General features: G+C 35.3%; 1 protein-coding gene. It reads left to right on the forward strand.

The genetic code is table 11. The annotated features are described in order from the left end of the window. Window positions 1-241 (forward strand): MFS transporter (locus SH09_RS13990; protein ID WP_042740227.1); only part of this gene is annotated, 241 nt, incomplete at both ends.

Below are 241 nucleotides of genomic sequence, written 5' to 3' on the forward strand. Positions count from 1 at the left end.
GGAGTAGGATCTGCTGCATTCCCTTCACTGATTATGGTGGTTGTAGCTAGAAATATTACAAGAAAAAAACAAGGCAAAGCCTTTGGTTTTATAGGATCAATTGTAGCTTTAGGTGAAGGGGTAGGTCCTTCAATAGGGGGAATAATAGCACATTATATTCATTGGTCTTACCTACTTATACTTCCTATGATTACAATAGTAACTATACCTTTTCTTATTAAAGTAATGGTACCTGGTAAAT

It is taken from the genome of Staphylococcus gallinarum (assembly GCF_000875895.1).
Lineage (GTDB): Bacteria > Bacillota > Bacilli > Staphylococcales > Staphylococcaceae > Staphylococcus > Staphylococcus gallinarum.